1 protein-coding gene is annotated in these 415 nt (G+C 45.1%); it reads left to right on the forward strand.

Features of this window, described 5'->3' with window-relative positions:
• Positions 1–415: DUF3570 domain-containing protein (locus AB4512_RS25065; RefSeq protein ID WP_372176160.1), on the forward strand; the 415-nt coding region annotated here is incomplete at both ends.

Genomic DNA, 415 nt, shown 5'->3' on the forward strand with positions numbered 1-415 from the left:
GTCTAGGGGGCTCTGCCCTTTTCGATCAGACTCAAGCATTCGGCAAATACTCGCTGGCTTCATCAAACAGCCAAAGCTGGGAAGACATTTTTACGGGCAGTTTAGAAGCCGGATTATCACAAACCTTCACGCCGAATCTATACAGCATTTTTACTGCTTACACGGGTTACCGAAGTGGCTATTTGAGCAATCACTATTTAACGGTTCTGCGTGAAGTCGATATCAATGACGACGGTAAAATCGATGACGATGAAGTGTTCTTGGGGCAAGACTCTCGACCAGATACGCGACTCTCTGGCGGTATTAATATCCAAGCTTTTTACTCATTGTCCGACAGTCTAAAAATCCGACCAAGATACAAATGGTTTATGGATGATTGGGGCGTAATGTCTCACCAGTTAGGCGGCAAATTATC

It is taken from the genome of Vibrio sp. 10N.222.52.B7 (genome assembly GCF_041474275.1).
In the GTDB taxonomy this organism is placed as follows: domain Bacteria; phylum Pseudomonadota; class Gammaproteobacteria; order Enterobacterales; family Vibrionaceae; genus Vibrio; species Vibrio crassostreae_C.